21 protein-coding genes are annotated in these 22,251 nt (G+C 59.1%); 11 read left to right on the top strand and 10 right to left on the bottom strand.

Annotated elements, in window-relative coordinates:
* Window positions 1-31: 31 nt before the first annotated feature.
* Complete coding sequence (gene yccS / locus JQ848_RS01720; RefSeq protein ID WP_004419597.1) at window positions 32-2,206, top strand: YccS family putative transporter; 2,175 nt, start codon at window positions 32-34, stop codon at window positions 2,204-2,206.
* 65 nt (window positions 2,207-2,271) lie between these two features.
* A complete protein-coding gene (locus tag JQ848_RS01715; RefSeq protein ID WP_004419598.1) occupies window positions 2,272-2,739 on the top strand; it encodes a GNAT family N-acetyltransferase in 468 nt (155 codons plus the stop codon).
* Here JQ848_RS01715 and JQ848_RS01710 read toward each other — a convergent pair.
* Complete coding sequence (locus tag JQ848_RS01710) at window positions 2,730-3,026, bottom strand: winged helix-turn-helix domain-containing protein (protein WP_004419599.1); 297 nt, start codon at window positions 3,024-3,026, stop codon at window positions 2,730-2,732. The genes JQ848_RS01715 and JQ848_RS01710 overlap by 10 nt on opposite strands.
* A 55-nt stretch (window positions 3,027-3,081) precedes the next feature.
* Window positions 3,082-3,582, bottom strand: a complete 501-nt coding sequence (locus JQ848_RS01705; protein WP_004419601.1) for a M48 family metallopeptidase — start codon at window positions 3,580-3,582, stop codon at window positions 3,082-3,084.
* Window positions 3,583-3,979: 397 nt separating this feature from the next.
* Here JQ848_RS01705 and JQ848_RS01700 point away from each other — a divergent pair, with 397 nt between their 5' ends.
* Window positions 3,980-4,354 carry a hypothetical protein gene (locus JQ848_RS01700; protein WP_127196521.1) on the top strand — a complete coding sequence of 125 codons (375 nt, stop codon included), beginning with the start codon at window positions 3,980-3,982 and terminating at the stop codon, window positions 4,352-4,354.
* A gap of 58 nt (window positions 4,355-4,412) precedes the next feature.
* Here the strand turns inward: JQ848_RS01700 and fba are convergent, their stop codons facing one another.
* The 5 genes from fba to tkt form a co-directional block, all read right to left on the bottom strand.
* A complete protein-coding gene (gene fba, locus JQ848_RS01695; RefSeq protein ID WP_004419605.1) occupies window positions 4,413-5,477 on the bottom strand; it encodes a class II fructose-bisphosphate aldolase in 1,065 nt (354 codons plus the stop codon).
* Window positions 5,478-5,736: 259 nt separating this feature from the next.
* Entirely contained in the window at window positions 5,737-5,955 is a 219-nt protein-coding gene (locus JQ848_RS01690) for a hypothetical protein (RefSeq protein ID WP_004419607.1), read from the bottom strand.
* Window positions 5,956-5,987: 32 nt separating this feature from the next.
* On the bottom strand, window positions 5,988-7,151 hold the full coding sequence (locus JQ848_RS01685; protein ID WP_004419608.1) for a phosphoglycerate kinase: 1,164 nt from the start codon (window positions 7,149-7,151) through the stop codon (window positions 5,988-5,990).
* Between the two features lie 26 nt (window positions 7,152-7,177).
* Window positions 7,178-8,233, bottom strand: coding sequence for an erythrose-4-phosphate dehydrogenase (epd, locus tag JQ848_RS01680; RefSeq protein ID WP_010656695.1), 1,056 nt, complete (start codon window positions 8,231-8,233; stop codon window positions 7,178-7,180).
* 106 nt (window positions 8,234-8,339) lie between these two features.
* On the bottom strand, window positions 8,340-10,337 hold the full coding sequence (gene tkt, locus JQ848_RS01675) for a transketolase (RefSeq protein ID WP_010656696.1): 1,998 nt from the start codon (window positions 10,335-10,337) through the stop codon (window positions 8,340-8,342).
* Window positions 10,338-10,609: 272 nt separating this feature from the next.
* On the opposite strand from tkt, the gene JQ848_RS01670 reads away from it, so the two are divergent.
* The 4 genes from JQ848_RS01670 to JQ848_RS01655 all read left to right on the top strand — a co-directional run bounded on the left by JQ848_RS01670 (window position 10,610) and on the right by JQ848_RS01655 (window position 15,106).
* On the top strand, window positions 10,610-11,605 hold the full coding sequence (locus JQ848_RS01670; RefSeq protein ID WP_004419611.1) for an ArsR/SmtB family transcription factor: 996 nt from the start codon (window positions 10,610-10,612) through the stop codon (window positions 11,603-11,605).
* 19 nt (window positions 11,606-11,624) lie between these two features.
* Window positions 11,625-12,815 carry a methionine adenosyltransferase gene (gene metK, locus JQ848_RS01665; RefSeq protein WP_202210213.1) on the top strand — a complete coding sequence of 397 codons (1,191 nt, stop codon included), beginning with the start codon at window positions 11,625-11,627 and terminating at the stop codon, window positions 12,813-12,815.
* A gap of 163 nt (window positions 12,816-12,978) precedes the next feature.
* The gene (gene ligB / locus JQ848_RS01660) at window positions 12,979-14,643 is read left to right on the top strand and encodes an NAD-dependent DNA ligase LigB (protein WP_202210212.1); all 1,665 of its coding nucleotides are present in this window, start codon (window positions 12,979-12,981) and stop codon (window positions 14,641-14,643) included.
* A gap of 67 nt (window positions 14,644-14,710) precedes the next feature.
* Entirely contained in the window at window positions 14,711-15,106 is a 396-nt protein-coding gene (locus JQ848_RS01655; protein WP_004419614.1) for a DUF1090 domain-containing protein, read from the top strand.
* A gap of 107 nt (window positions 15,107-15,213) precedes the next feature.
* Here JQ848_RS01655 and JQ848_RS01650 read toward each other — a convergent pair whose 3' ends face one another.
* Window positions 15,214-15,663, bottom strand: a complete 450-nt coding sequence (locus JQ848_RS01650; RefSeq protein ID WP_127196523.1) for a c-type cytochrome — start codon at window positions 15,661-15,663, stop codon at window positions 15,214-15,216.
* 121 nt (window positions 15,664-15,784) lie between these two features.
* Between JQ848_RS01650 and mltA the strand changes: the two genes are divergently transcribed.
* A complete protein-coding gene (gene mltA, locus JQ848_RS01645) occupies window positions 15,785-16,939 on the top strand; it encodes a murein transglycosylase A (protein ID WP_010656699.1) in 1,155 nt (384 codons plus the stop codon).
* Window positions 16,940-17,025: 86 nt separating this feature from the next.
* Here the strand turns inward: mltA and JQ848_RS01640 are convergent, their stop codons facing one another.
* Window positions 17,026-17,412 (bottom strand): MAPEG family protein, encoded by a 387-nt coding sequence (locus JQ848_RS01640; protein ID WP_004419617.1) that lies wholly within the window; start codon window positions 17,410-17,412, stop codon window positions 17,026-17,028.
* Window positions 17,413-17,425: 13 nt separating this feature from the next.
* A complete protein-coding gene (locus tag JQ848_RS01635) occupies window positions 17,426-18,259 on the bottom strand; it encodes a DMT family transporter (RefSeq protein ID WP_202210211.1) in 834 nt (277 codons plus the stop codon).
* Window positions 18,260-18,410: 151 nt separating this feature from the next.
* Between JQ848_RS01635 and JQ848_RS01630 the strand changes: the two genes are divergently transcribed.
* From JQ848_RS01630 to JQ848_RS01620, 3 genes are all read left to right on the top strand, one after another.
* Window positions 18,411-19,676 (top strand): cation:proton antiporter, encoded by a 1,266-nt coding sequence (locus tag JQ848_RS01630; RefSeq protein WP_004419620.1) that lies wholly within the window; start codon window positions 18,411-18,413, stop codon window positions 19,674-19,676.
* Between the two features lie 143 nt (window positions 19,677-19,819).
* Window positions 19,820-20,191 carry a hypothetical protein gene (locus JQ848_RS01625; RefSeq protein WP_004419622.1) on the top strand — a complete coding sequence of 124 codons (372 nt, stop codon included), beginning with the start codon at window positions 19,820-19,822 and terminating at the stop codon, window positions 20,189-20,191.
* Window position 20,192: 1 nt separating this feature from the next.
* The gene (locus JQ848_RS01620) at window positions 20,193-22,184 is read left to right on the top strand and encodes a pyrroloquinoline quinone-dependent dehydrogenase (protein WP_127196524.1); all 1,992 of its coding nucleotides are present in this window, start codon (window positions 20,193-20,195) and stop codon (window positions 22,182-22,184) included.
* Window positions 22,185-22,251 lie beyond the last annotated feature (67 nt).

Here is a 22,251-nt window from a genome sequence, read left to right as displayed (position 1 = left end):
AGCGAAATACGAGCCAGGCACCGCCACCTCCATGTCATCGACCTCCTTCAGTCAGTCCCTGCGCCGTTTGTGGGCACGGGACAAGTTCAGTTACAGCGTTCGCGTATTTATCGCCCTGACCGGCAGCATGGCTTTTTGCTGGTATCAGGACGAGATGTCACTGCTGATCCCGCTGTTCCTGGGGATTATCGCCAGCGCCCTGTCCGAGACCGATGACAGCTGGCAAGGCCGACTGAACGCGTTGCTGGTGACCCTGGTGTGTTTCAGTGCCTCGGCCTTCAGTGTCGAATTACTTTTCCCCTACCCTTGGTTGATGGTCTGCGCACTGGCGCTGGCCAGCTTCGGCCTGACCATGCTCGGGGCGCTGGGCGAGCGCTACGGGGCGATTGCCTCAGCCACGCTGATTCTGGCCGTGTACACCATGATCGGGGTCGATCAGCGCGGCGGGGAAGTGCTCAATTTCTGGCACGAGCCCTTGCTGCTGGTGGCGGGCGCGGCCTGGTACGGGCTGCTGTCGGTACTGTGGCAGGCCCTGTTTTCCCACCAGCCGGTACAGCAAAGCCTGGCGCGGCTGTTCTGGGAGCTGGGCCTGTATCTGAAGATCAAGTCCTCGCTGTTCGAGCCCGTGCGCAAGCTGGATGTCGAGGCCGGCCGGCTGGAACTGGCACGCCAGAACGGCAAGGTGGTGGCCGCCCTGAACAGCGCCAAGGAAATCATTTTGCACCGGGTCGGCAACTCCAGGCCGGGGTCCAAGCTCAGCCGCTACCTCAAGTTGTACTTCCTCGCGCAGGACATCCACGAGCGCGCCAGCTCCTCCCATTACCCGTACAACGCACTGGCCGAGGCGTTCTTTCACAGCGATGTGATGTTCCGCTGCCAGCGTCTGTTGCGCCAGCAAGGCGTGGCCTGCCAGCGCTTGTCAGAGTCGATCAAGCTGCGCCAGCCATTCGTCTATGACGACAGCTTTGCCGAGGCCCTGGGCGATCTGCACGCCTCCCTGGAGCATCTGCGCATCCAGAGCAACCCTGCCTGGCGCGGGCTGTTGCGTTCACTGCGGGCGCTGGCCGCCAACCTCGGTACGCTGGACCGCCTGCTGAGCGATGCCAGCAACCCTGACAGCCTTGCCGATGCCACCGACAGCAGCCTGCTGGATCGTTCGCCGCGCAACCTCAAGGATGTGTGGTCGCGCTTGCGCCAGCACCTCACCCCCACTTCGCTGATTTTCCGCCACGCCCTGCGTCTGCCGTTGGCGTTGTCCATCGGCTTTGCGATGGTGCACTGGATTCACCCCAGCCAGGGTTACTGGATCATCCTCACCACGCTGTTTGTGTGCCAGCCGAGTTACGGCGCGACACGCCGCAAGTTCAGCCAGCGGATCATAGGTACGGCCATCGGCCTGGCCGTGGGCTGGGCGCTGTTCGACCTGTTCCCCAACCCGCTGGTGCAATCGATGTTCGCGGTGGTGGCCGGGGTGGTGTTCTTTATCAACCGCACTACCCGCTACACCTTGAGCACTGCCGCCATCACCCTGATGATTCTGTTTTGCTTCAATCAGGTGGGCGACGGTTACGGGCTGTTTCTGCCAAGACTGTTCGATACCCTGGTGGGCAGCGTGATTGCTGCCGCAGCGGTGTTCCTGTTCTTGCCTGACTGGCAGGGCCGACGCCTGAATCAGGTGCTGGCCAATACCTTGAGTTGCAACAGTCAGTACCTGCGGCAAATCATGCACCAGTACGCCCAGGGCAAAAGTGACGACCTGGCGTATCGTCTGGCGCGGCGCAACGCCCACAACGCCGATGCTGCCCTGTCGACCACACTGGCCAACATGCTGATGGAGCCGGGGCACTTCCGAAAGGATGCCGATATGGGCTTCCGCTTTTTGGTGCTTTCACACACCCTGCTCAGCTATTTGTCGGGCCTGGGCGCGCACCGCGACACCCGGTTGCCCAGCGACATTCGCGAGCACTTGATCGAAGGCGCCGGGCGCAGGATCGCTGACAGCATCGACCTGATCGCTCAAGGCCTGACCACCAAACAGGCCGTGGCGGTGCAGAGTGACGAAGAAGAAGCGCTGGCCAATGAGCTGGAACAGATGCCGGATGAGCTCGACGAAAGCCAGCGCCTGGTGCAAACCCAGCTGGCGCTGATTTGCCGTCAGCTGGGGCCATTGCGGACCCTGGCCGCGCATTTGATCAAAGCGCCTTAGCGCTTGGCGCCACCGGGCTTCGGGCCTACTATCCGCTGATCGTTTTCTCGCACAAGGACTGGACCGTGACCACTGACTGGCTCTGCAAACACCACACCGATCTGGGCAAGGAGCAGCTCTACGCCATACTGGAGCTGCGTTCGGAGGTATTTGTCGTCGAGCAAAAATGCGCCTATCAGGACGTCGATGGACAAGACCTCAGTGGCGATACCCTGCACCTGATGGGCTGGCAGAACAACCAGCTGGTGGCATACGCCCGGCTGCTCGATCCTGATTCCCAGGGCGGTGATGTGGTCATTGGCCGGGTGATCATTGCCCCGGCGGGCCGCGGGCAAAAGCTGGGGCACGAGCTGCTGGCTCAAGCACTGGAAAATATCGATGACTACTGGCCCGGGCAACCCGTGTTCATGTCAGCCCAGGCTCATTTGCAGCCGTTCTATGAGCAACACGGGTTTAGCGCCGAGGGCGAAATCTATCTTGAAGATGACATCCCGCATATCGGCATGCGCCGTAATCAAACACCTCAGGGATAACCGAGTACCTGCTTGATCTGCGCCAGATGCTGGCCGATCCAGGCCTTGTCGACCGGGCCCCAGCTGTGAATCTGATAGCGGCCGGCATGATTGCGGGCACCATCCTGCTGCTCGAATTCGCAGACGATGTCCAGATCGGCCAGCGCGGCGATGGTGTCCTGGGCGGTACGGCGCGGCATACCGGTGACCTCGGTCAGAGCTGGAACACTGCTGGCGGTCTGGCTGTCGATCAACCAGGCCACATACAGGCGCCGGTAAAAGCTGCTTTTGGTTTTGCTGACTTCCATTCAGAACTCCTGATATCTGTACTTGGCGACTACTTCTGCAGGCGCCTGCAGGTTGTCATCGACCAGCCTGCATGTCACGCCACGTGAGATACACCCGCAGGTCAAATTCCAGCTGGTGGTAACCCGGCTGCATGTATTCACACAGCTTGTAAAACGCCTTGTTGTGATCTGACTCCTTGAGGTGTGCCAGCTCATGGACCACGATCATTTTCAAAAACTCTGGCGCCGCCTCCTTGAACAACGAAGCTACGCGCAGCTCTTTCTTGGCCTTGAGCTTGCCGCCCTGCACCCGCGAAATGGTGGTGTGCAAACCCAGCGCACGGTGGGTCAGATCCAGCTTGTTATCAAACAGCACCTTGTCGAAGGACGGCGCATTGCGCAGGTGTTCCTGCTTCAGTTCCAGCGCATAGGCATACAAGGCCTTGTCGCTTTGCACCGCGTGACGTTGTGGATAACGCTCGCTCAGGTAACTGCCCAGCTGATCGCGCTCAATCAGGTGACGCACCTGATCTTGCAAGGTCTGGGGATAAGCCTGGAGGTATTTGAGGACAGTCATGGGGCGCCAACGTACAACGTAAAGGTGCGCCAGTGTAGCGAATTCAGGATTAAGCAGTGCCATCACTTCAACTGGCCACCCGTCAGGCTTTATAAAGACTTCCCTTCCAGGTCCCGGTTTAGAGCCTGCACTGCGGTTTTATCGCTGTAAGTGGCCATTTTAAATGGCTAGTCATGATTGATTTGGCAACCTGGAACCTGAGCGTTCAGCAAACTGGATATTGACCACAACAAGCTCTGACATCCGGGCCGCAAAGTCAGAACTTACTCTGAAAAACGTAGGACGTTTCCTAGAATGTAATTTCGCCTCGAGTGCCACTTGCTGCGCTGAAAGTCACGGGGCTATCTTCTTGAGTCGCCTCAGTCTTGGCTCGAATGATGGCCTGCGTGGAAAACCCATGAAAGCTTCCAAGCCCAAACGTATCAAGCGCGATGATCATCAATACGATGAAGCAACCCGGCGCCTTCTCGACCGCCTGCGCGCTGCGCCGGCCCTGCTCGATGAGCTTGAACCTACCCGGCCCCGGAAAATCAGCCCCCGCTCTCCCTTTGCAGTGTTGCCCGACATCCCTGCACTGGAAGCCCTGGTGCATGTCTCAGTGATGCTCAAGAGCGCAGAAGAGGTCTCGGACGAGATCACTGAAATGGCCAGTGGCATCGAGCGCGGGTTGGTGTGGTCGCTGGTGCACTCGGTGGAAATGGCCCGTTCGCTGGTGGATGCACTGCTCCAGGGCAACGGCGTCGACCCGGAGCAATTACAGCGTCCCGGATGACGCCCACAAAAAAGCCCGCATTGCGAATCGCAGCGGGCTTTTTTTAAACGCCGGGGTCTTAGTTGACCTTGGCGTTCAGCTCACCTTTGAGGTAGCGCTGGTACATGGCTTCGAGGGAGATCGGCTTGATCTTCGAGGCATTACCGGCAGTACCGAAGGCTTCGTAACGTGCGATACACACGTCACGCATGGCGGTCACGGTTGCGCCGAAGAACTTGCGCGGGTCGAACTCGCTCGGGTTGGTGGCCATCAGGCGACGCATGGCGCCAGTGGATGCCAGACGCAGGTCGGTGTCGATGTTGACCTTGCGCACGCCGTGCTTGATGCCTTCAACGATTTCTTCTACCGGCACACCGTAGGTTTCTTTGATGTCGCCGCCGAATTCATTGATGATCGCCAGCCACTCTTGTGGCACAGACGACGAACCGTGCATCACCAGGTGAGTGTTGGGGATACGTTTGTGGATCTCTTTGATCCGGTCGATGGCCAGCACGTCACCGGTAGGTGGCTTGGTGAACTTGTAAGCGCCGTGGGAAGTACCGATGGCGATAGCCAGGGCGTCCACTTGGGTGCGCTTGACGAAGTCAGCCGCTTCTTCCGGGTCGGTCAGCATCTGGCTGTGATCCAGAACGCCTTCTGCGCCGATGCCGTCTTCTTCGCCAGCCATGCCGGTTTCCAGGGAACCCAGGCAGCCCAGCTCGCCTTCAACCGATACGCCGCAGGCGTGGGCCAGGGCAACAGTCTGCTGAGTGACACGCACGTTGTAGTCGTAGTCGGTCGGCGTTTTGCCGTCTTCGCCGAGCGAGCCGTCCATCATCACCGAGCTGAAGCCCAGCTGGATCGAGCGCTGGCAGACGTCAGGGCTGGTGCCGTGGTCCTGGTGCATGCACACCGGGATATGCGGGAATTCTTCGATTGCCGCCAGGATCAGGTGACGCAGAAACGGTGCACCTGCGTATTTACGCGCACCGGCCGAAGCCTGAACGATCACCGGGGAGTCAGTCTTGTCAGCGGCTTCCATAATGGCGCGCATCTGCTCAAGGTTGTTGACGTTGAAGGCTGGAACGCCGTAGCCGAATTCGGCGGCGTGGTCCAACATCTGGCGCATGCTGATAAGTGCCATTGTGTGTGTCTCTCCCGGACGAGGGTCGTTAATCGTGCAAGCCTGCCGTAGCGGCGGCTGCTATTCAAGTTATTGCAGATCGGGGGCGCGCCCCTGAAATGCGAATTCTGTTGAGCTGAAACGTTACAGCTTCAGCTATAGCTACTCGCTATTTAATGTGGGAGCTGGCTTGCCAGCGATGCAGGTAATACGGTCTGTCAGGCAAACCGCCTCGATGCCATCGCTGGCAGGCCAGCTGCCACAATATCTCTCACCCGCTTTACGGGCACCCGTGCTCTTTTGAAGGTTGGGGCGACTCGTATTTCTCCAGCGCCTCCGGCCCTGAGCGTTTATTCACCAGCGGCACACTCTGCGCCTGCCATTCTGCCTGGTAGCAACCACTCTCTTCAGGGGTTGCAGCCTCGGGCGTCGGCTTGCTCGAACCGGCACAACCGGCCAAAAAGCCCGCAATCATTAACAGCGGTAACAACTTGACCATGTCGATGCTTCCTTTCAGGGCCTGAGTCATGTTCAGGCTTTGGCGCGGCTTTCCAGGATTTCAACGGCAGGCAATACCTTGCCCTCAACGAACTCGAGAAATGCACCGCCGCCGGTGGAGATGTAAGAAATCTGATCGGCAATACCGTACTTGTCGATGGCCGCCAGGGTGTCGCCGCCGCCAGCGATGGAAAATGCCGAACTTTCGGCAATCGCTTTGGCCAGCGTTTTGGTGCCTTCGCCGAACTGGTCGAATTCGAAGACGCCCACCGGGCCGTTCCACAGAATGGTTTTGGACGACTTCAGCAGTTCTGCGAAGTGCGCGGCCGTTTGCGGACCGATATCCAGGATCATGTCGTCTGCTGCCACGTCAGCGATCAGTTTGACGGTCGCTACAGCCGACTCAGCGAATTCCTTGGCAACCACCACATCAGTCGGCAAAGGCACGTTGACCTTGGCCGCAATGGCGCGGGCAGTGTCCAGCAGATCCGGCTCGTACAGCGATTTGCCCACCGGGTGACCCGCCGCGGCAAGGAAGGTGTTGGCGATACCGCCACCCACGATCAACAGGTCGCAGATCTGGCTCAGGCTGTTGAGCACTTCAAGTTTGGTCGACACCTTGGAGCCAGCAACAATCGCCGCCATTGGCTTGGCCGGGGCGCCCAGGGCCTTGCCCAGTGCTTCCAGCTCGGCCGCCAGCAACGGGCCTGCCGCTGCAACCTTGGCGAACTTGGCTACGCCGTGGGTCGAACCTTCGGCACGGTGCGCAGTACCGAACGCATCCATTACAAATACGTCGCACAGGGCGGCGTATTGCTTGGCCAGCTCGTCGGCGTTTTTCTTTTCGCCCTTGTTGAAGCGCACGTTTTCGAACAGCACGATGTTGCCGGGCTCAACGTCGACGCCATCGAGGTAGTCGCTGACCAGCGGCACGTCGCGGCCAAGGGCTTTGCTCAGGTACTCGGCGACAGGCTTGAGGCTGTTTTCAGCCGAGAACTCGCCTTCAGTCGGACGTCCCAGGTGCGAGCAGACCATGACAGCCGCGCCTTTTTCCAACGCCAGCTTGATGGTCGGCAGCGAAGCAAGGATGCGCGCATCGCTGGTGACTACACCGTCCTTTACCGGGACGTTGAGGTCTTCGCGGATCAGTACGCGCTTACCTTGCAGATCGAGGTCGGTCATCTTCAACACGGTCATGGGTCGCAGTTCCTGAGTTTCTAATGTTAGAGAGCGGGGTTGGGGTGGGTAACGTGCAAATAGTGCTCTGCCACATCGATCATTCGATTGGCAAAACCCCATTCGTTGTCAAACCAGGCCAGCAGGTTCACCAGCCGTGGGCCGGAAACCCGGGTCTGACTGGCATCAACAATCGCCGAATGCGGATCATGGTTGAAATCACAACTGGCGTGGGGCAATTCGGTATAGGCCAACAAGCCTTTGAGCGGGCCGCTGGTGGCAGCCTCGCGCAGCACGCGGTTGACTTCCACGGCGTCGGTGTCGCGCGCCGTGACCAGGGTAATGTCCAGGCACGACACGTTTAACGTCGGCACCCGAACTGCTTTGGCCTGGATTCGGCCGGCAAGTTCCGGCAATAAACGTTCGATGCCTTTGGCCAGGCCGGTGGAGACCGGAATCACTGACTGAAACGCCGAACGGGTACGACGCAAGTCTTCGTGGTGGTAGGCATCAATCACCGGCTGATCGTTCATCGCCGAGTGAATGGTGGTGATCGACACGTACTCCAGACCAAACGCCTGATCCAGCAAGCGCAACAGCGGCACGCCGCAGTTGGTGGTGCAGGAGGCATTGGACACCAGACGCTCTTCGCCGGTCAGCGTGTGCTGGTTGACGCCGTACACGATGGTGGCGTCGACATCGGCGTCGCTGGCCATCGGTTGCGAAAACAATACGCGGGGAGCCCCGGCATCAAGAAAGCGCTGGGCGTCGGCGCGGGTGTTGTAGACGCCGGAGCATTCCAGCACCAGGTCAACGCCCAGCGCGGCCCAGTCGATCCCTTCCGGGGTGGCACTGCGGAACACTTTCACGCAGTCGCCATTGATATGCAGGCAGTCGCCTTCGATCCGTATCTCGCCGGGGAACCGGCCATGGGTGGAGTCGAAGCGCGTCAAATATTCGAGGCTGGCCATATCGGCCAAGTCATTGAGTGCAACAATTTCAAACCCGGCAGCGGCCCCTCGCTCAAACAACGCACGCAAGACGCAACGACCAATCCGGCCGTAGCCGTTGAGTGCAACTTTGTAAGGACGCGGTTGAGGCATGGGGTTCTCGAATTGTCGGGTGACGCTAATGCCATCGCGAGCAAGGCCGCGCCTGCAGAATGAATAACCATCCTGCAGGCGCGAGCTTGCTCGCGATCTGGCGCTTTTAGTCTTCCAGCAGCTCTTCAGCCTGACCCAGGATGTTTTCCAGGGTGAAACCGAACTCTTCGAACAAGGCAGGCGCAGGCGCCGACTCGCCGTAAGTGGTCATGCCGATAACGCGGCCTTCCAGGCCCACGTACTTGTACCAGTAGTCTGCATGGGAAGCTTCGATCGCAATCCGCGCGCTGACCTGCAGCGGCAGAACCGACTGCTTGTAGCCTGCGTCTTGAGCTTCGTAAACGCTGGTGCATGGCATCGAAACCACGCGCACCTTGCGGCCCTGTTCGGTCAGCTTCTCGTAAGCCTGAACCGCCAGGCCCACTTCGGAACCGGCCGAGATCAGGATCAGTTCAGGCTCGCCTGCACAGTCCTTGAGCACGTAACCGCCACGATTGATGTCTGCGATTTGTGCAGCATCACGGGTTTGATGGTTAAGGTTCTGACGCGAGAAGATCAACGCGGACGGACCGTCGTTGCGCTCCAGGGCGAATTTCCAGGCCGCGGCAGATTCCACCGCGTCGGCCGGACGCCAGGTGTCCAGGTTCGGCGTGGTACGCAGGCTGGTGAGTTGCTCCACCGGCTGGTGCGTCGGGCCGTCTTCGCCCAGACCGATGGAGTCGTGGGTGAATACATAGATCACACGCTGCTTCATCAGGGCCGACATGCGGATGGCGTTACGGGCGTATTCCATGAACATCAGGAAGGTAGCGCCGTAAGGCACCAGGCCGCCGTGCAGGGCGATGCCGTTCATGATGGCGCTCATGCCGAACTCACGTACGCCGTAGTACATGTAGTTGCCGCTGGCGTCTTCAGCCGAAACACCTTTGCAGCCTTTCCACAGGGTCAGGTTGGAACCGGCCAGGTCAGCAGAGCCGCCCAGCAGTTCCGGCAACAGCGGGCCAAAGGCGTTCAGGGCGTTCTGGCTGGCTTTACGGCTGGCGATGGTTTCGCCTTTGGCAGCTACTTCATTGATGTAGGCAGTAGCCTTGGCATCGAAGTCAGCTGGCAGCTTGCCGCTCAGGCGACGGGACAGTTCTGCAGCCAGCTCCGGGAACTCGGCGGCGTAGGCGGCGAAGCGCTTGTCCCACTCGGACTCGGCAACAGCACCGGCTTTCTTGGCATCCCATTCGGCGTAGATATCGGCCGGGACTTCAAAAGGACCGTGGTTCCAGTTCAGCGCCTTGCGGGTCAGAGCGATTTCTTCCAGGCCCAATGGAGCGCCGTGGCAGTCTTCTTTACCCTGTTTGTTCGGCGAGCCGAAACCGATGGTGGTTTTGCAGCAGATCAGCGTTGGCTTGTCGCTTTTGCGTGCAGTCTCGATCGCGGTTTTGATTTCTTCCGGGTCGTGACCGTCAACGTTGCGGATCACTTGCCAGTTGTAGGCTTCGAAACGCTTTGGCGTGTCGTCGGTGAACCAGCCTTCAACTTCGCCATCGATGGAGATGCCGTTGTCATCGTAGAACGCGATCAGTTTGCTCAGGCCCAGGGTGCCGGCCAACGAGCCAACTTCGTGGGAAATGCCTTCCATCATGCAGCCATCACCCATGAATACGTAGGTGTGGTGGTCGACAATGTTATGGCCAGGACGGTTGAACTGCGCGCCCATGACTTTTTCTGCCAGAGCAAAACCCACGGCATTGGCGAAACCCTGGCCCAGAGGACCGGTGGTGGTTTCAACGCCCGGCGTGTAGCCCAGCTCCGGGTGGCCCGGGGTACGGCTGTGCAGTTGACGGAAGTTTTTCAGGTCTTCGATCGACAGGTCATAGCCGGTCAGGTGCAGCAACGAGTAAATCAGCATCGAACCGTGGCCGTTGGACAGCACGAAGCGGTCACGGTCAGCGAATGAAGGGTTGCTCGGGTTGTGCTTCAGATAATCGCGCCACAGTACTTCGGCGATATCCGCCATACCCATAGGGGCACCGGGATGGCCGCTGTTGGCTTTTTGCACGGCATCCATGCTGAGTGCACGAATGGCGTTGGCACGCTCACGACGGCTGGGCATCGCTGTTCTCCTAGGTTTGGTAAAAACGAACTTAAATAAAACGGAACGCAAAAAAGGCGAGCATTTTCCCTCAGGCACTGCCTTCGGGGCAATGACAGATAGTCACTTGGGGCGTTTTTCCTGTGCTTAACCGTTCAAGCTGTTAAGGATCGGACATTTCGTTTCGTTAATAGACACAACCCATCCGACAAACGCGCCATCCATCACCCAATATCGAAAAGTTTTGATATTGAACTTGCGGGCCGCGAACGGGGTAACTAGACTGCGGCCCCATGAACCTACACGCGCCTTCAATCCGCCACGACGATTGCGATGAGCTCTTGGCCCTGTGCAAGGCCGGAGGCGATCCGCTGCGACTGAATGTGTTGCGCGCGCTGGCCAATGATTCGTTTGGCGTGCTGGAGCTGACCCATATTTTCGCCACCGGCCAGTCAGGCATGAGCCACCACCTCAAGGTGCTGTCACAGGCGCAACTGGTGGCAACCCGACGCGAAGGCAATGCCATTTTTTATCGCCGTGCCCTGCCCCACACCGAACTGCCGGGCGGGAAGTTGCACGCAGCGCTGCTGGAAGAAGTCGACAACCTGACCCTGCCCACCGATGTACAGGCACGTATCAGTGCCGTCCATGGGCAACGTGCTGCGGCCAGTCAGGACTTTTTCTCGCGGGTCGCCGAAAAGTTTCGCGCTCAACAGGATTTGATCGCAGGTTTGCCGCAGTACCGGGATAGCGTCCTGGCCTTGCTCGACAAACTAAGCTTCAACCCAGCGGCCACGGCCCTGGAAGTGGGCCCCGGAGATGGCAGTTTCTTGCCTGACCTGGCCCGTCGCTTTCACCAGGTCACGGCACTGGACAACAGCCCGGCGATGCTTGAACTGGCCCGCCAGTTGTGTGAACGCGAGTCACTGGAGAACGTCAGCCTGATCCTCGCTGACGCTTTGCAGGATGCACAGATCCAAGCCGATTGTGTCGTTGTGAACATGGTCTTGCACCATTTCGCCGCACCGGCCGAAGCATTCAGGCAACTGGCCAACTTGTTGCGCCCTGGCGGTAGCCTGCTGGTAACAGAGTTGTGCAGCCATAATCAGGCATGGGCCCGCGAAGCCTGCGGTGATCTGTGGCTGGGTTTTGAACAAGATGATCTGGCCCATTGGGCCACCGCTGCGGGACTCGTTCCCGGGGAAAGCCTCTATGTAGGCTTACGTAATGGTTTCCAGATTCAGGTCCGCCACTTTCAGCGGCCGGCTGGCGACACTCACCATCGGTAAATATTAGGAAACCGTCGAGATGAGCGAATACTCCCTTTTCACCTCCGAGTCCGTGTCTGAAGGGCATCCGGACAAAATCGCCGACCAGATTTCTGATGCGGTGCTGGACGCCATCATTGCTGAAGACAAGTTCGCCCGTGTGGCGTGCGAAACTCTGGTGAAAACCGGCGTAGCAATCATCGCGGGCGAGGTCACCACCTCGGCCTGGGTTGACCTGGAGCAGCTCGTCCGTGATGTGATCACCGACATCGGCTACAACAGCTCCGACGTTGGCTTCGACGGCGCGACCTGCGGCGTGATGAACATCATCGGCAAGCAGTCGCCCGACATCAACCAGGGTGTTGACCGTGCCAAGCCTGAAGATCAGGGTGCCGGCGACCAGGGCCTGATGTTCGGCTACGCCAGCAACGAAACTGACGTGCTGATGCCGGCGCCGATCACTTTCTCCCACCAGCTGGTTCAGCGTCAGGCTGAAGCCCGCAAATCCGGCCTGCTGCCGTGGCTGCGTCCGGACGCCAAGTCCCAGGTCACTTGCCGCTACGAAGGCGGCAAAGTTGTGGCGATCGACGCCATCGTACTGTCGACCCAGCACAACCCGGATGTCTCCTACAAAGATCTGCGCGAAGGCGTGATGGAGCTGATCGTCAAGCATGTGCTGCCAGCCGAGCTGCTGCACAAGGACACCCAGTTCCACATCAACCCGACCGGCCAGTTCATCATCGGTGGCCCGGTGGGCGACTGCGGCCTGACCGGACGCAAGATCATCGTTGACACCTATGGCGGCATGGCCCGTCACGGCGGCGGCGCGTTCTCGGGCAAGGATCCATCCAAGGTTGACCGTTCGGCGGCCTATGCCGGTCGTTACGTGGCCAAGAACATCGTGGCAGCCGGCCTGGCCGAGCGTTGCGAAATTCAGGTTTCCTACGCTATCGGCGTCGCTCAACCGACTTCGATTTCGTTGAACACCTTTGGCACCGGCAAAATCTCCGACGACAAAATCATCAAGCTGGTACGTGAGGTGTTCGACCTGCGTCCATACGCCATCACCACCATGCTTGACCTGCTGCACCCGATGTACCAGGAAACTGCTGCGTACGGCCACTTCGGCCGTACACCGCAGGTCAAGACTGTCGGTGACGATACCTTCACCACGTTCACGTGGGAACGTACCGACCGTGCTGAAGAGCTGCGCAGCGCTGCCGGGTTCTAACGGAACCTGCTGCACCAAAAGCCCCGGACAGGTGACTGTCCGGGGCTTTTTGTTATCTGCACGCGGGAGCCGGTTCGTTTGAAATACCCGGCAAAGCTCCTGGTGCGAGACGCAAAATACCTTCGCTAGGCTTAAGCATTCACCCCGGGCAAGGACGCTCATGATGCTCGCCTCACTTCGATTTATCTGCAGGTTCTGGCTCGCGCTACTGGCACTCAACGCACTGGCCGACACCTGCCCCGACCGGGCTCGATACCAGGCTCTGCAGCAACAGCTGGAAACCTGGGACGACAGCTATCACCGCCTGGGTATTTCACAGGTCAGCGACGCGGTTTACGACCAGTCCCGCACGCGCTTTGAAGGCTGGCAGCACTGTTTCAAATTTGCTGTTGTGGATAACCCGCTAAAAACCGCGGGCGGCAGTGTGCCTCACCCCGTGACCCATACCGGTCTGCTGAAACTGACCGATGAGAAGGCCGTCAAACAGTGGATCCAGGGGCGCCAGGAGCTCTGGGTTCAGCCCAAGGTCGATGGCGTAGCCGTCACCCTGGTGTATCGACAAGGGCAACTGCACCAGGTGATCAGCCGGGGAGACGGGCAAACCGGGCAAAACTGGAACCGGGCGGCACGGGCCATCAGCGCCATCCCCCAGCAATTGCTGCAACCTGTGGATATCGTGCTGCAAGGCGAACTGTACTGGCGGCTGCCCGGACATATCCAGGCCATATCCGGCGGCGTGAATGCCCGCAGCACGGTCGCCGGTCTTATGGCGCGTCATCAATTGAGTGCCGAGCAAGGGCAAGGTATCGGCCTGTTTGTCTGGGACTGGCCTGAAGGCCCCGACACCCAGGACGGGCGGCTCGCCCGACTGAGCACCCTGGGTTTTGCCGACAGCCAGGCCTTGAGCCAGCCGATAGAGAGTTTCGAACAGGCCCGGCAGTGGCGCGAACACTGGTACAACAACCCGCTACCGTTCGCCAGCGACGGTCTGGTGCTGCGCCAGAGCCGGCGCCCTGCGGCTGAACGCTGGCAGGCAAAACCGCCGAACTGGGCTGCCGCCTGGAAATACCCGCACGCTCAAGCCCTGGGCGAAGTTCGCAAGGTGACCTTCAAGATTGGCCGCACCGGACGCATAACCCCGATGCTGGAATTGATCCCGGTGCGCCTCGACGACCGCACCATCAAACGCATCAGTGCCGGTTCCTTCAAGCGCTGGCAGGCCCTGGACATCCGCCCCGGGGATCACGTGGCCATCAGCCTGGCAGGCATGACCATCCCGCGACTGGACCGTGTCGTATTTCGTACCAGTAAAAGGGTTGAAGTGCAGGCACCCGATCCCGATAATTTCCACGGCCTCAGTTGCTGGCAGCTGTCACCAGGCTGCGAGGGCCAGTTTTTGGCCCGTTTGAGCTGGCTGAGCGGTAAAAAAGGTCTGGCCATGCAACATGTCGGCCCCGGAACCTGGAATGCATTGCTTCAGGCAGGGCGAATCAACAACCTGACCGATTGGTTGACCCTGGATGCCGCGCAGCTTGCTAACATTGATGGCTTGGGCGAGCGTAGCACCGCCCGCTTGCTCGGCAGTTTGCATGCAGCCCGGTTACAACCGTTCGAACGCTGGCTGCGGGCCATTGGCCTGCCGCCGACTGCAGACGCGCCGTTGGGCCAGTCGTGGCAAGCGCTGGCGGCACGTGACACCTTGGCCTGGCAGGCACAACCAGGCATTGGAGCCAGTCGCGCGGTGCAGTTGAGTTCTTTTTTTCGCGATCCGAACGTGCAGGCTTTGAGTGAAGAATTACGCGCTGCCGGTATTGCCGGTTTCGACTAGAAACCCCAGGCCGCAGCATTACTTTTGAAAATTGTGTTTATTGTCATCTTTTGTCATGGAGCTCTTTATGAAACTTCTTTCCCCGCTCGCCCTGTTAACTGTCTGCAGCCTGCTGGCTGCTCCGCTGATGGCCGCAGAGCCTGCGCCGGAACTGACGGGCTGCGCAGCCAAGAAACAGGCCATCAGCCTGCAGCTTGAACAAGCTCGCGCCCACAACAATTCCGGCCAGATTGCCGGCCTGGAAAAAGCCCTGAGCGAAGTCACTGAACATTGCACCGACGCGGGCCTGAAAAAAGAACGCGAGAACAAGGTGCTGGAAGCCAAGCACGAAGTCAGCCAGCGCCAGGCCGACCTGGACAAAGCCATGAAGAAAGGCGATCCGGAAAAAATCGACAAGCGCAAAACCAAACTGGCCGAGTCGCGCAAAGAGCTGCAAGAGGCGCTGGATCAGCTGGATAAATAAGCCCCCTCTGCAGGAGCGAGCTTGCTCGCGAGCTCTTCAACATGATCACGTGACTGCGTGATCGCGAACAGCTCGCTCCTGCAGGACGGATTGCAGTTGCGGTTCACTCAGTGATTACGAAATTCCTTGTGACACGCACTGCAGGTGTCTTCGACCCTTTGCATTGCAGGGGTCAGGTTGCTGGCTTTATAGGGTTGTATCCGGCTAGCGACAACCAGCTCGCCTGTGGCAGCTTCCAACTGGCGAGCCAACTCCTGAAAACGTGCCTGTTTTTGCCAGACATCGTCGGTGGCGCTGGTTTGATCGGATTCCTTCACCTGCGGAAAATGCTTCCACGGCTCGTAAGCCAGGGCATCGAGCTTGACTGCTCCCTCGGCAAAGCGTGGTCCGTCAAAGGCGATCCTGCCACGCAACATGCCGCCCAGGTCTTCACTGGTCTTGAGCATTTGCTTGAAAATCGCTTTACGCTGGCCCAGCGGCGAATCGGGATCAACCCCGCCACACGCCGATAACGTCAGGCAGGCCAGTAATACAACAGTCAGTCGTTTAACAATCATGGTGGCTCACGTCACGGGAATCGGCCGCCAGTATCCTCGCGTCACACACAAAGACCAATAGCCCTATTGAATATAGGGTTTGCCTTGAAGGTCACTCGGCAAATCTCGAAGGAACCTGCTGATGAGTAAATTTTTCAAGCCTCTGGCCTGGGCACTGCCCGTTGTCATGTTACTGGCCGGATGCAATGGCACCGACAAGGATGCTGACAAGGGCAGCACCAAACCGGAGCCCCACACCACTTACAGCAAAGCTGAATGGAGTGCCCTGCCGCAAGTGACAGGCAGCGACCTGCAAAGCGGGTTTGCCTCATGGCGCAGTGCCTGTACCCGACTCAAGGCCGACCCTAACTGGGGAAGCGTGTGCAGCGATGCCGCCAAGCTGACAGCCAGCCCGAGCGTAGAGCAAATCAGCAGTTTTCTGCAGACCCATCTCGATGTGTACAGCCTGCGCTCGGCCGAAGGCAGCAGTGACGGGCTGATCACCGGGTATTACGAGCCGGTTTACCCCGGAAGCCTGAAACCCACCCAGGCCGCGAATGTGCCGATCTATGGCATTCCGTCCGACCTGATTGTGGTGAATCTGGACAGTATCTACCCCGAACTGAAGGGCAAGCGCCTGCGCGGTCGCCTTGAAGGCCGCGTACTCAAGCCTTACGACACCGCCGAAACCATCAACAGCAAAGGTCTGAACGCACCGGTGCTGGCGTGGCTCACTGATCCGATGGACCTGCAGTTCCTGCAGATCCAGGGCTCGGGCCGAGTGCAACTCGACGATGGTCGCCAGCTGCGCATCGGCTATGCCGACCAGAACGGTCATCCGTACAAACCCATTGGCCGCTGGCTGGTAGAGCAAGGCGAGCTGAAAAAAGAAGACGTGACCATGGGTACCATTCACGCCTGGGCAATGGCGCACCCGGAGCGCGTTCACGAAATGCTGGCCAGCAATCCGAGTTATGTATTTTTCACCCAGAACCCCGACAGCAACGAAGGCCCGCGCGGCTCACTGAACGTGCCGCTCACGGCCGGCTATAGCGTGGCGGTGGATCGCAAGGTCATTCCGCTGGGCAGCCTGCTGTGGTTGTCGACCACCCAGGCCGACGGCCAACCCATAGTCCGGCCGGTTGCGGCCCAGGACACCGGCGGTGCAATTGCCGGTGAGGTTCGCGCGGACTTCTTCGTCGGCACCGGCCCCCAGGCCGGGCAAATAGCCGGCGACATGAAGCAAAAGGGCAATATCTGGCTGCTGTGGCCTAAAGGCGCGGCGTTGCCACAGTAACCTGGTGCAGGAGCGAGCTTGCTCGCGGGCGCTTCAACATGGTCCCGTGATCGCGAACAGCTCGCTCCTGCATTTTCAGCCTGAACTCACATCGACACAAAAAAGAAGCTGACCACCAGCCCCATGCCGATAAACCAGACCACCGAACGCATCATGGCCCAGTCGGCCAGATAACAGATGATGTACAGCAGGCGGCTGGTAACAAACAGCACCGCCAGCACGTCGATGGTCACGGGCTGCGCATTGCCCACGATATCGGCAATGATCACCGCGGCGGCAAACGCCGGGGTCACTTCAAAGCTGTTGAGCTGGGCGCTATGGGCGCGCTTGGCAAATCCTTGCAGACCGTCGAGAAACGTCCGTGGATCATGGTTCTGCCGCGGCCCGAACTTGCCGTCGCTGAACTTGGCAAAGGCGGTACAGACATAGGGCAGGCAAAGGGCAATCAGTACACACCAGAAGGCAACCGTCATTGGAATTTCCTTTTTAGAGTTTCATCACGAGCATGCCGATCAGCACCAGCCCACAGGCTAAGAGCCTCGGCCCACCAAAAGGTTCTTTGAGGTAACGCATACCGAACAGCACCACCAGAATCACACTGACTTCACGCAATGCCGCGGCCTCGGCAATCGAGCCCAGCTGCATGGCCCACAACACCAGGCCATAGCTGGCCAGAACACAAATCCCTACTGCCACCCCCAAACGCCATTGCGTACGCCAGAACAGGGTAAACGCGGTACGCCTGCGGGTCAGCGCCAGCAACGGGAACGGCCAGGCGCTGATCAGGGTTACCCAAACCAGATAATCCAGCGGGTGCGACCAGCGCCGCAGGGCCTGACCATCCAGGAAGGTATAGCAGCCGATGCACAGGCCAATCAGTGCAACCACTGGCAGCAGCGACCAAGGCAACCGATCACCGCCACCGCCCTGCCACAGCAGGCAGGCCATGCCGCACGGGATCAGCAGGATACCGATGATTTGCTGACCGGTAAGGGCTTCGCCGGCAAACGTCAGGGTCAACGCCAGCACCACCAGTGGCGAAAGCCCGCGCATCAGCGGATAGACTAATCCCAGATCACCCACCCGATAGGCGCGAATCAACAGCACCCGGTAAAGCAGTTCGAATACGGCAGATGCCAAAATCCACGGCCAGATGTCCATGGGCGGAAATGCCATAAACCCCACCAGCGCAACAACCAGCAGCAGCGCAACCGTGTCCATGCACGCGATCACCAGCAAACGCTCGCCACTGAACTTAATCAGGGTATTCCAGATCGCATGTAACACAGCCGCGATCAGCACCAACGTGGTTGCCAGCACCGTTACCTCCTTTATTTTTATGGATCGGCATCTTTTTTATACGGTATTCATGACTGTGCCGCGAATATGTGTCGCTGCCGTCTGCTTTTTCATCAAACAAGACCTGACCCGATCAGGGTCTCCACTGACTCCCGCCACTACAGGATCCCGGATGCTTGAACTTGTTGCTGCGTTTATCTGCCTGACCTCACTGCTGACATACGTGAACTTCCGTTTTATCGGCCTGCCGCCAACCATTGGTGTGATGGTCACCGCCCTCATGTTTTCCCTGCTGTTGCAAGGCTTGAGCTTTATTGGCTATCCCGGTCTCGAAGATCGCGTGCAGGAGTTGATCGGCCAGATCGATTTCGGCGATCTGCTGATGAACTGGATGCTTTCCTTCCTGCTGTTTGCCGGCGCCTTGCACGTAAACTTCAACGACGTACGCAGCTACCGCTGGCCCATCGGCCTGCTGGCCACCGTCGGTGTGCTGATTGCCACCACCGTGATCGGCAGCCTGGCGTACTGGATCTTTGGCCTGTTTGGATGGCATATCAGCTTCCTGTATTGCCTGCTGTTCGGCGCCCTGATTTCGCCCACTGATCCGATCGCCGTGCTTGGCGTGCTGCGTACCGCCAACGCATCCAAACCGCTGAAAACCACGATTGTCGGTGAGTCGCTGTTCAATGACGGCACCGCCGTTGTGGTGTTCACCGTATTGCTGGGCATTGTGCAACTGGGCGAAACCCCGAGCCTGGGCGCCACCGCGATGCTGTTTGCCCATGAAGCCATTGGCGGCGTGGTGTTTGGCGGTTTGATCGGCTATCTGGTCTATCGAATGATCAAAAGCATCGAGCAATACCAGATCGAAGTGATGCTGACCCTGGCGCTGGTGATCGGCGGCTCCGCCATGGCCAGCGAGCTGCATGTCTCGGCACCCATTGCGATGGTGGTCGCCGGTCTGATCATCGGTAATCTGGGCCGCAACAAGGCCATGAACGAGATGACCCGGCGCTACATGGACGGTTTTTGGGAGTTGCTCGATGACATGCTCAACGCGCTGCTGTTTGCCCTGATCGGCATGGAATTGCTGTTGCTGCCGTTCTCATGGTTGCACTTGCTGGCAGCGAGCGTGCTGGCCCTGGCCATCCTGCTCTCGCGCCTGTTGACCGTGGCCCCGGCCATTGTGCTGCTGCGCCGCTGGCGTACGGTGCCCCGCGGCACCATCCGCATCCTGACCTGGGGTGGTTTGCGCGGCGGGGTTTCGGTAGCCCTGGCTCTGGCCTTGCCACTGGGGCCGGAACGCGACCTGATCCTGAGTATTACCTACATCGTGGTGCTGTCGTCGATCCTGTTCCAGGGTTTGACCATCGGCAAACTGGTCAAGCATGTGACCAAAGATGCACCGGCTCCGGTCGAGACGGATCCCGCGCATTGATCTGAAGCCCGCAATCTCGCTGCCACCGCCCCCCCCGGTAGCGACTGCGAAACTGCCGGGGCACCTCGTCCCGGCGTTTCCTGCCAGCTTGGCTACACTCTTTTTCCTAATGCCTGAGAGCATAAAACGTAAAGGAGAAAGGGATGAGTACTTCTGCTGGCTATGCACCGCCCAGGCGCCATACAGGCGCCTACATCATAGTTATCACCGCACTGATCGCCCTGGCCATTACGGCATGGCGATTTTTTACGCCACTGTCGGGCGTGACCGACTCCGGCGGCGCGATGGTAACGATGCTGGGCGAATTCGTTCTGTTCATTCTTGGCCTGTTGCTGATCAAGCATGAATTCGGGGGACTAAGAAGTTTCTTCGTTGTTCTTAGCTGGCTCGCGGTCATCGGGACGCTGTTTGGCGCGGTCCTCTTGCATGGCTGGTGGACAGCTCTGGTGCTGGTGGTGTGCGCCGCAGGGGTGGTCATCGAAACTTTTTGCGGCAAGCCAACAAGGAGCGCGTGACATGGATAAAGTAAAAAAACATCTTTTCACGGCACCGGTCATCTGCATGCTCGCGGGTATTTCAACCGCACACGCTGACACCGCTTACATAGTGCCCACGCCCCTGCTGGCGCCATCCAGTATCTCCGCCGAAGACGCCAGAATACCCGTGCCCAATGGCAAGGAGTGGGACTCGTTCCATGGCCAGTTAAGCTCGCAAAAATATTCGCCGCTGAACCAGATCAACAAGGACAACGTCGGAAAACTGACCAAGGTCTGGCAGTATTTCACCGGCGACATGTCGGACGGGACCGGCAAAACCCCTGCCACTGTATGGTCCGCCACCCCGATCTTTGCCAATGACACGCTGTACGTCGGCACGCCTTTTTACCGGATCATTGCCCTTGAGCCTGAGACGGGTAAAGAAAAGTGGAGTTATGACACCAAGTCGCCGCTGGAGGCCCTCACCCAGCCGGCCTTGAAATCCCGTGGCGTAGCCTACTGGCAGGAAAAAAACCCGCAACCCGGGGTTGCCTGTCAGAAAGTCGTGTACCTGGGGAATATGACAGCCCAGTTGTTTGCAGTGGATGCCGACACCGGCAAGCCATGCGAAAACTTTGGCAAAAACGGCGTGGTTGATATCAACCAGTGGAACAAGCTCAACGCCAAATGGCCGCTGTCGGTCCTGCAGCCGCCGACCGTTATCGGTGACAAGCTGATCGTCGGCTGGGCCGGCAAGGACTGGGAGTACGAAGTCGAATCACCAGGCTCGCTGTTTGCTCTCAACGCCCGTACCGGCGAGCTGGAGTGGGAATTCAAACCGATTCCCGATGATGAGGCCGGCAATACCGGTACCGCCAATATCTGGACCGCCATGTCCTATGACGCGGCACTCGGCCTGCTGTACATCCCGGTCTCCTCGCCTTCACCCAACTACTGGGGCGGCAACCGGCCAAAAGCGATTCCTTTGGGAACCTCAACAACCGCGCTGGATATCAATACGGGCAAGGTCGTATGGTCCCGTCAGTGGGTTCACCACGATTTGTGGGACTACGATATCAACTCGGCCCCGACCCTGATGGACATCACCGTCGATGGCAAACCTGTAGCCGCGCTGGTTCAAGCTACCAAAATGGGCTTTCTGTTCACCGTTGACCGTCGTACCGGTGAAGACGTGTGGCCGATTGAAGAGCGTCCGGTGCCAAAAGGCGATGCCGATGGCGAAGTCTACTCACCCACGCAGCCCTTCCCGACCAAACCTGCTCCGTTGCTGGACCAGTCCAAGAAGCCCGCAATCTGGAAAATCGCCGATATTGTCGGCTTTGGCCAGTGTTCGAAAATGTGGGACGGCCTGGAATACAACGGCATGTACTCGCCACCTTCCACCAAAGGTAACGGCGTACTGGCCTACCCGGACAGCGCCGGTGGCGTGCAATGGGGTGGCGTAGCCTTCGATCCGGTCAGCCAGGTGGCAGTGGTTAACACCTCGCACATCGTGCAGATGATCAAGCTGTGGGATCGCGCCTCCTATGACAAACAACCCAAGGAAGCAGGCAACGAAAACGGCTTCTATCCGCAGATCGGCGCACCCTATGGCATGTCCTTGCTCAATGCGCAGAACTGGGCCGGCATGCCGTGCTGGGCGCCGCCTTTCGGTGAAATCGTCGCCATCGACATGCACACCGGTGACGTGAAATGGCGTCGTCCGATGGGCGCGGTGCAGCAATATGGCTGGTACATGCCTGAAAGCATGGGCTCACCTACCATCGGCGGGCCGGCAATCACGGCCGGTGGCGTGGTGTTCATTGGTGCCTCGATGGATGCCAAGGTGCGCGCCTACTCCCTGGATGACGGCAAGGAGCTGTGGTCGGATAACGTCATGGCACCTGCTGTCGCCAACCCCGCGGTGTATGAGTACAAGGGCCGGCAATATGTGGCGTTTGTCGCGGGCGGCAACTCCATCATGAAAGATCAGGTGGGCGATCAAGTGGTGGTCTACGCACTGCCGAAATGATGCCGGGCTCCCACACGCCCTGATCGGGCCTTGTGGGAGCTGGCTTGCCAGCGATGCTATCGCCGGC

Origin of the sequence: Pseudomonas paraversuta (assembly GCF_904067025.1) — a bacterium.
Lineage (GTDB): Bacteria > Pseudomonadota > Gammaproteobacteria > Pseudomonadales > Pseudomonadaceae > Aquipseudomonas > Aquipseudomonas paraversuta.
Note: the sequence above shows the minus strand (reverse complement) of the source record. Positions and strands in the feature narration are given on the sequence as shown.